Below are 8,380 nucleotides of genomic sequence, written 5' to 3' on the forward strand. Positions count from 1 at the left end.
GTCGCTGCGGGAAGTCGGGTCGATATGGGCTGTGCGCTGCAGATGACTGACATCGCTTGCCTCACATGCAGACCGGGGAGTGGAGCGGACCGAAGATGTTCGCGTCGTAGCCGAATGCACTGAGTGTGAAGTTGCACAGGTAGAGCATCATGAATCCCCCGTATCGTCCGCTCTTGTTGATCTTTTCCGCCATCACCGGCATCTCCCGCAGGAACGCGGTGAACTCGGGCGTGTTGGGAATCCATGCGCCGGTTACGTTTTCGAGTCCCACCAGAGTCTTGCGGAAGTCGTCGCCGGCCGCGGTCATCATGTCGGCGAGTGCGGCCACCGCGCGGTCGCCGGAGTCGAGCAGCGCGGCGAGCTGACCGTTGTCGCCGACGACTGCGGAGGTGAGATCACTCAGTCCGCGGAACAGCTCGGCGATCTGCGGGTTGTGCTTGTCGACGGTGTCCATCAGCACGTTCATGTTGGCGATGAGCTTGGCGAACACGGTGCTGTTGTCCGCCAGGTTCTGACCCATCGAGGCAATCTGCTTGAGCAGGGTCTGCACCGAGCCGGTGCGGCCCTCGAAGGTGTCGACGAAGCCGCGGGCGAGTTCGTTCACCTGATTCGCGTCGAGTGCGGAGAACAGCGGCTCGAAGCCGTTCATCAGGGCGGTGAGGTTCACCGGCGGCGACGTGCCCTCGACCGGGATACGCGTGCCGTCGCGGGTGGGCCCGTCCTCGCCGCTGTCGCTCAGCGCGATGTAGCGGGCGCCGAGCATGTCGCCGTATCGGATCGCGGCGTGGACGTGCAGTGGCAACGGGTGGTCATTCGAGATCTTCACCTCGACGTCGGCGAGCGAGGTGCCGTCGGGCTGCGGCCGGAAGCTCACCGACTCCACGCGGCCGATCCGCACCCCGGACATGCTCACCGGGTTGCCTTCGACGAGACCCTCGGCATCGGTGAACTGGATGTGATAGGTCGTGGCGGCTCCCTCGACCGGAACACGCAGGGTGTTGGTCACCAGGACGGCCGCGATGATGCCGATGACGACGTACGAGCCGGCCTTGAGGATGGTCTTCAGCGAGAGCGGGGTCATGACACCTTCACCTCGTGTCCGCGCACCATCGGGCCGAGCATCAGCGTGGTGGCGGGGTTGGGCTTGTCGGCAGACGCGGGTTCGTGGGCGGCGGCCGGCTCCACGCGCAGTTCGGTCTCCAGACGGCGGAGAACAGGGGCCTCCGCAGCACCGTCGATGACCGGGGGACCGCTGAACGATGCCGGGGCGAACGCCGCGTGGCGCGGCGCGACCAGCTTGCGGTTCGGTTCACCCGGAGCGCGCACCGGTCCGGTGCCCACTCCGGTTCCCTTGCCGAAGCACTGTGAGCCGCGCATGTTCTGGTAGGTCGGGCAGTCCGCGCCGGTGTAGGGCATCGGCTGGGAGAACGTGGGCACCGCGGTGATGTCGAAGCGCCCGGTGGAGAACAGCTTCGCACCTGCGGCACCGAACTTCGTGGCCTCGGTGACGGTCTTCGTCACGCCCTGCGGGTTCTCCGCGACCGTCGACAGGATCACGCCCGTCGAGTCGACGACCTTGATGATGTTGTTGCGCTGGGCGGCGACGAACGGGTCGACCGCACCCACGAATCCGCTGGCGTCGGTGAAGAACGCGGCCAGCTGCGACTGCTTCTCGACAATGCCCCGGGAGAGACTCGTCGCGTGGGCGAGCGACTCGGTGATGGCCGGGGTCGCCCGCTTGAGGCTTTCCACCACGGCGCGGAACTTCGGTGTGGCGTCGATGAATTCGTTGATCGTCGACTCGAGCGTGCGCGATGCCTGCCACCAGTCGTCGATCATCACACCGATGTCGCCGCCGCGGTCGCCGATGGCGGTGGCCACCGCGGTCAGCGCGATGTTGAGCTTCTCCGGCTGCACCTCGGCCAGCACGTCGGCCAGCTTGGTGTAGATGCTGTAGAGGTTCATCGACTCCGCGCTGGTGTCGATGCGGATCTCGTCGCCGTCGGACAGCGGCTCGGTTCCCGATGCGGACGGCGGCTCGAGCAGCTGGACGTAGATGTCTCCGAAGAACGTTCGCGGGAGCACCCGCATCGTCACCGTTCTTGGGATCGCGTCGATCGACGAGCCGTCGATTGCGAGGGTCACTCGCGACGACGAGGTGCCGGCGTCGATGGAGCTGATCTCGCCGACCGTGACGCCGTGGTAGCGGACAGGTGCGCCGGTGGTGATGAGGCCGGCCTCCGCCGGGACCTCGGCGAACACGTGCGGATCGCGGTCGAGCGCACCGGTGCTGCGCGACACCATCCAGATCGCGAACCCGGTGACGAGGGCCATCGCGATGAGCGCGCGGACGATGTACCTGACGCGGGAGACGGGATTCCCCGGGAGCATGCTCGTCATCTCAGATCCCCAATCCCGGGATCTTGGGCACCAGGCCCCAGAGCCCGAACGTGAAGATGACGTCGAAGATGCCGATCGCGAGGATCGAGGTGCGCAGCGCGCGGCCGGCCGCCTGCCCGACGCCCTCCGGCCCGCCGGAGGCGAAGTAGCCGTAGGAGCAGTGGACGAGCGCCACGATCGCAGCGAACACGATCGCCTTGATCGCCGAGTACAGCAGGTCGGCGGGGGTGAGCGCGAGGTGGAAGAAGTAGTCGTAGGTGCCCGACGACTCGCCGTTGAACCACACCACGACGAGTCGGGTGGAGATGTAGGAGGCGAGGAGGCCGACCATGTAGATCGGCAGGATGCAGACCATCGCCGCGATCATGCGCGTGGTGGCGAGGAACGGGATCGAGCGGATCGCCATCGAGTCGAGGGCGGCGATCTCGTCGGAGATCCGCATGGCGCCCACCTGGGCGGTGAATCCCGTTCCGACCTTGGCGGCCAACGCGATCCCGACGACCACGGGTGCGAGTTCACGGGTGTTGGCGATCGCCGACAGCATGCCCGACAGCGAGGTCATCCCCACGAGCTGCAGGCCGCGGTAGGTCTCGACGCCGAGCATCATGGCCGCGGCCAGCGACATCGCGAGCACGATGCCGAGCGTGCCGCCGCCGGACAGCAGTGACTTGTTGCCGAAGGTGACCTCGGCGATCTGCTTGAGCACGTGCTTGCGGTAGTGGACCAGTGTGAAGGGGATCGCGGCGATCGCCCGCATGATGAAGGTGACGAACTCGCCGATGCGGACGATGCCGCCGGTGAGGTCCTTCCACTGCTGCCCGACTCGTCGTTCGAGTCGGAGTGAAGTGTCGAATGAGACAACCATGTTCAGTACGCCCCCACGGCCGGCACCATCACGGTGTAGAGCTGGGACAGGATCGTGTTGAAGATGAACACGAGCGCGAACGCGATGACGACGGCCTCGTTGACCGCGTCGGCGACGCCGCTGGGACCGCCTCGCGCGTGTAATCCCTTGAAACAGGCCACGATCGTGGACAACAGCGCGAACATGGTGGCCTTCACCAGCGCCATGGCGAAGTCGGAGAACCGGCCGTACTGGCTGAAGGTCTGCATGAACGCGCCGGCCGGCAGATGCTGCACGTAGATGTGGTAGAGGTAGCAGGCCCCCACGCCGGTCACGGTGATCAGTGCGCACAGCACCAGCGAGACGATGATCGCGGCGAGCAGGCGCGGCGCGACCAGACGCTCGATCACGTTGAGGCCCATGACCTCCATCGCGTCGATCTCCTCGCGGATCTTGCGGCTGCCGAGGTCGGTGCAGATCGCCGAACCGGCGACGCCGGCCATCATCAGCGCCGCGACGAGCGATGACGCCTGCCCGACGATGATGAACGCGACGACGGCTCCCGAGTAGCCGCCGGCGCCGATGCGGCCGGCGAGCTCACCGACGGACACGGCGATGAACACGCCGACCGGGATCATCAGCAGCAGCGACGGCCCGGTGGACACCCGCCCGATGAAGACGATCTGCGTCAGGGTCTCGGCGATCGACAGTCGTCGCCGAAGGATGGCCACGACCAGCGCGCCGATCGACTGGAGCGCGAAACCGAGCACGTAGCCGGCTTCGTTGGCGAGGTCGCGTAACGGCCCCCGGGAAGCGGGCAGCTCGAACGCCATTGGTCCCCCTGTCGACGAAAAGTGACGGTCCCTGACTACGGATCAGGATGTGATCCGCATCGCAGGGGGAAACTATCCTGTTTCATATATGAAGTCAAACGAGACGGATGCCCAATTCTGTCTCTGCTGGTGGGAAGCGGGGATTCGTCACGGATCCGACGGTGCCGCCCGCCGGCAGCGGCGGATGGGACGATGGATTCCGTGACCCGACGATTCGCACAGGTCGATGTGTTCTCCGCGATCGGCACTGCCGGCAATCCGGTGGCGGTGGTGCTCGACGCCGGTGGCCCGGAGCCGGTGACCGAGGAACAGATGGCGGCGTTCGCCCGATGGACGAACCTCTCCGAGACGACCTTCGTCCTCCCGCCCACGGATCCGGCGGCCGACTACCGGCTGCGCATCTTCACCCCGGGAGGTGAGTTGCCGTTCGCCGGGCATCCGACCCTCGGCTCCGCGCACGCGTGGCTGACCTCCGGCGGCAGGCCGCAGGGGGAGGACATCGTCCAGGAGTGCGGCGTCGGACTCGTCCGGATCCGGCGATCCGGTGCGCGGCTGTCGTTCGCCGCGCCACCGCTGCGCCGGTCCGGGCCGGTCGACGCCGACACCGTCGCCCGCGTCGTCGCGGCGCTGGGTCTCGACCCGGCCGAGGTGGTCGCCGCGGAGTGGGTCGACAACGGTCCGGAATGGATGGTCGTCCAGGTCGGTTCGGGTGAGCGTGTCCTCGAGGTCCGGCCCGACGTTCCGGCGCTCGGCGACCTCAAGGTCGGCCTGCTGGGGCTCTACGACGCCGGCAGTGTGGACTCCGGGGGCGCATTCGCCGAGGTCCGGGCCTTCGTCCCCGGTATCGGCGTGCCCGAGGACCCGGTCACCGGCAGCCTCAACGCCGGCATCGCGACGTGGCTGCGGGCCATCGGCCGGGCGCCGGCCGACTACGTTGCCGCGCAGGGCGCCGCGATCGGTCGCGCCGGGCGCATCCACGTCCACGACGACGGTGAGGACATCTGGATCGGCGGTGACACCGCGACGGTGATCGAGGGCACAGTCGCCCTGTAGCCGTCGCACGCCGCGCCGGCCCCTTGTGCGAAGGTGTTCGCATGACCGACGTCCCCGTCGAGACCTCGAGCGACTCGGAGACCCTCAGCAACAAGGCGGCCAGGAAGCGTCGCCGGCGCGAGCCTCCGCCGGACCCGGCCCCGCTGCCGGGGCTCGTCGACGCCCACACCCATCTCGCGGCGTGCGGTGGCCGCGACGCCGACGCGGTGCGTGCCATCTGTGACCACGCGCAGGCCGTCGGGGTCGACCAGGTGGTGACCGTCGCCGACGACATGGTCGACGCGCGCTGGGCGGTCAAGGCCGCCGAATGGGACGACCGTGTCTATGCGGCCGTCGCGCTGCATCCGATGCACGCGCAGGATCTGAACGACGAGACCGCGGCGGAACTCGAGGAGATGGCGCGGCATCCGCGCGTCGTCGCGGTCGGGGAGACGGGTCTGGACTACTACTGGCCCAACAAGTCCGACGACTGCGCGTCGCCCGAGGTGCAGCACGAGACCTTCAAGTGGCACATCGACCTGGCCAAGCGGGTCGGCAAGCCGCTGATGATCCACAACCGCGAGGCAGATCGGGATCTCCTCGACATCCTGGCCGCCGAGGGCGCCCCCGACACCGTGATCATGCATTGCTTTTCCGGTGACCGGAACGTTGCCCGCGAATGTGTCGACCGTGGGTTCATCCTGAGCTTCTCGGGAACTGTGAGCTTCGCCAATGCCGAGGAACTGCGCGTCGCGGCCGAACTGGTCCCCGACGAGAAGATCCTCGTCGAGACCGACGCGCCCTTCCTGACGCCGCATCCGTACCGTGGCCAGCCGAATCAGTCGTACTGCCTGCCGTACACGGCGCGTGCACTCGCCGCGGTCCGCGGCATCTCGGACGCGGAGATGGCCGCGCTGTTAGGGGCCAATGCGCGGCGCGTCTACTCGATCCCTTTGCCATAATCTGGCCGGTTCGTTATCGTACTGTGATCCCGCTCGGCCAGAGTGCTTCGTCCGGCTGACGGCGGTACACGACGCGGTGCGTGTGCGTGTCGCAGAGGATGAAACGTCTGGTCGCAGTGGCGCCCTGTACCCGACCAGATTGTTGTGCCCTTGCCTTCCGTACCTTCCACCTCGCCCAAGTCGGTCTTCGCCAAGATCAACGGGACCGACTCCCTGCGAGCCCGCCTGGCGGTCGGAGCCGTCTGCGCGACCGTGGCCGCCGGTGGTGCGATGGGCGTCGCGATGCACAAGACCGTCACGATCGACGTCGACGGCAACACCCGGCAGGTCTCGACGATGGCGATGTCGGTGGAGAGCCTCCTGGAATCCGAGGGTCTGGCCCCGGCCGACGGCGACAAGGTCTATCCCGGTCTGGACTCCGGCTTCGGCGACGGCCAGACCATCAAGGTGAACCGCCTCAAGAAGCTGACGCTCGACATCGAGGGCAAGCGCGAGGTCGTGATCACCAACGCGTCGACCGTGCGGGAACTGCTCGCCGAGCGCGGACTCACCCATGCCGACGAGGAGACCGACTTCGCCGGGGACAAACTGCCGGTGGACGGTGGTCTGATCGACCTGGCGCTGCCCAAGCCGGTCCATCTCGTCGACGGTGCCGCCGTGAAGCGGCCCACGGTCGCCGCCCACACCGTGGCCGATCTCCTCGAGGAGCTCGGCGCGCCGCTCGGCCCCGAGGACAAGGTCACCCCGGCCGCCGACACCGAGGTCACCCCGAACCTGAAGATCGTGGTCACCCGGATCAAGACTGAGGACGTCACCGTGGAGGAGGCGGTCGCGCCGCCGGAGATCGCGAAGAAGGACCCGACTCTCATCCGCGACCGCAAGGTCGTGGAGAAGAAGGGCGTTCCCGGACAGGCGCGCGTGACGTATAAGGTCACCACCGTGAACGGCAAGGTGGTCAAGCGCGAGAAGCTCAACAGCGAGGTGCTCACCGAGCCCGTCGCCGCGACCGTGCGCATCGGCACCAAGCCGGGCGCGCCGTACGTCCCGCCGGGTTCGGTGTGGGACGCGCTGGCCCAGTGCGAGGCCACCGGCAACTGGAACATCAACACGGGCAACGGCTTCTACGGCGGTGTGCAGTTCGACCAGAACACCTGGGAGCGCTGGGGCGGCCTCGAGTACGCGCCGCGCGCCGACCTCGCCACCCGTGAAGAGCAGATCGCGATCGCCAAGAAGACCCAGGCCGCACAGGGCTGGGGTGCGTGGCCGTCGTGCTCGGCGAAGTTGGGCCTCCGCTGAACGACGACCCGCAGCGCGGACAACCCCGGCTCCTCGGACCCGCGCAGATCCGTGAACTCGCCGACGAGGTCGGCGTCCGTCCGACCAAGTCGCTCGGGCAGAACTTCGTCCATGACGCCAACACGGTCCGGCGGATCGTCACCGCCTCCGGTGTGGGTCCCGACGACGTGGTCCTCGAGGTCGGACCCGGTCTGGGCTCGCTGACCCTGGCGCTGCTCGGCACCGCCGGCCGCGTGGTCGCGATCGAGATTGATCCCGTCCTCGCGCAACGGATTCCACGGACCGTTGCGGAGTACGCGCCGGCGCAGGCCGGCGGCTTCGACGTGATCCTCGCCGACGCGCTGCAGGTCACGCGTGAGGACCTGCCCGTCGTGCCGACGGCGCTGGTCGCCAACCTCCCGTACAACGTGTCGGTGCCGGTCCTGCTGCATCTGCTCGGGTTGTTCCCGGAGATCGAGACCGCGCTGGTGATGGTGCAGGCGGAGGTCGCCGACCGGCTGGCCGCCGCGCCGGGCAGCCGCACCTACGGCGTGCCGAGTGTCAAGGCGCGTTACCACGGTCGGGTCAGCCGTGCGGGTGCCGTGGGGCGCAACGTCTTCTGGCCCGAACCCAAGGTCGAGTCGGGGCTCGTGCGCATCGAACGCACCGACGAGCATCCCACCGATCCGGTGTTCCGGCAGCGCGTCTTCGACGCCGTCGACGCCGCCTTCGCACAGCGCCGCAAGACGATGCGCTCGGCACTCGCGACCTGGGCGGGTTCCCCCGCCGAGGCCGAACGTCGCCTCCGCGCGGCCGGCATCGATCCCGGTATCCGCGGCGAGAAGCTGGACGTCGACGACTTCGTGAGGCTCGCGCGCACCGAGTGACGCGCTTCGCTCCCTGATGTGACTCCACCGCTCCCTGAGGTGCGAGGAGCGATAGCGGCGTAACCGTTCGCTCCCTGAGGTGCGAGGAGCGACAGCGGCGTAACCGTTCGCTCCCTGAGGTGCGAGGAGCGATAGCGACGAGCCTCG

The 8,380-nt window shown here is 67.9% G+C and carries 8 protein-coding genes; 4 read left to right on the forward strand and 4 right to left on the reverse strand.

The annotated features are described in order from the left end of the window. Positions 1-61 precede the first annotated feature (61 nt). The 4 genes from ABFT43_RS21445 to ABFT43_RS21460 are packed head-to-tail and all read right to left on the reverse strand — an operon-like array spanning position 62 to position 4,077. A complete protein-coding gene (locus tag ABFT43_RS21445) occupies positions 62-1,081 on the reverse strand; it encodes an MlaD family protein (protein ID WP_347962286.1) in 1,020 nt (339 codons plus the stop codon). Further along, a complete protein-coding gene (locus tag ABFT43_RS21450; RefSeq protein WP_347962287.1) occupies positions 1,078-2,400 on the reverse strand; it encodes an MCE family protein in 1,323 nt (440 codons plus the stop codon). Before ABFT43_RS21450 ends, ABFT43_RS21445 begins: the two co-directional genes overlap by 4 nt. A gap of 1 nt (position 2,401) precedes the next feature. Beyond that, on the reverse strand, positions 2,402-3,265 hold the full coding sequence (locus tag ABFT43_RS21455) for an MlaE family ABC transporter permease (protein WP_347962288.1): 864 nt from the start codon (positions 3,263-3,265) through the stop codon (positions 2,402-2,404). 2 nt (positions 3,266-3,267) lie between these two features. Continuing rightward, on the reverse strand, positions 3,268-4,077 hold the full coding sequence (locus tag ABFT43_RS21460) for an MlaE family ABC transporter permease (RefSeq protein ID WP_347962289.1): 810 nt from the start codon (positions 4,075-4,077) through the stop codon (positions 3,268-3,270). Between the two features lie 201 nt (positions 4,078-4,278). Here ABFT43_RS21460 and ABFT43_RS21465 point away from each other — a divergent pair, with 201 nt between their 5' ends. From ABFT43_RS21465 to rsmA, 4 genes are all read left to right on the forward strand, one after another. Beyond that, positions 4,279-5,130, forward strand: a complete 852-nt coding sequence (locus ABFT43_RS21465) for a PhzF family phenazine biosynthesis protein (protein ID WP_347962290.1) — start codon at positions 4,279-4,281, stop codon at positions 5,128-5,130. Between the two features lie 41 nt (positions 5,131-5,171). Next, positions 5,172-6,071 carry a TatD family hydrolase gene (locus ABFT43_RS21470; RefSeq protein WP_347962291.1) on the forward strand — a complete coding sequence of 300 codons (900 nt, stop codon included), beginning with the start codon at positions 5,172-5,174 and terminating at the stop codon, positions 6,069-6,071. Between the two features lie 150 nt (positions 6,072-6,221). Next, positions 6,222-7,367 carry a transglycosylase family protein gene (locus ABFT43_RS21475; RefSeq protein WP_347962292.1) on the forward strand — a complete coding sequence of 382 codons (1,146 nt, stop codon included), beginning with the start codon at positions 6,222-6,224 and terminating at the stop codon, positions 7,365-7,367. Continuing rightward, on the forward strand, positions 7,331-8,233 hold the full coding sequence (gene rsmA / locus ABFT43_RS21480) for a 16S rRNA (adenine(1518)-N(6)/adenine(1519)-N(6))-dimethyltransferase RsmA (RefSeq protein ID WP_347962293.1): 903 nt from the start codon (positions 7,331-7,333) through the stop codon (positions 8,231-8,233). Before ABFT43_RS21475 ends, rsmA begins: the two co-directional genes overlap by 37 nt. The last annotated feature ends 147 nt before the right edge of the window (positions 8,234-8,380 follow it).

It is taken from the genome of Gordonia aurantiaca (assembly GCF_039939235.1).
In the GTDB taxonomy this organism is placed as follows: domain Bacteria; phylum Actinomycetota; class Actinomycetes; order Mycobacteriales; family Mycobacteriaceae; genus Gordonia.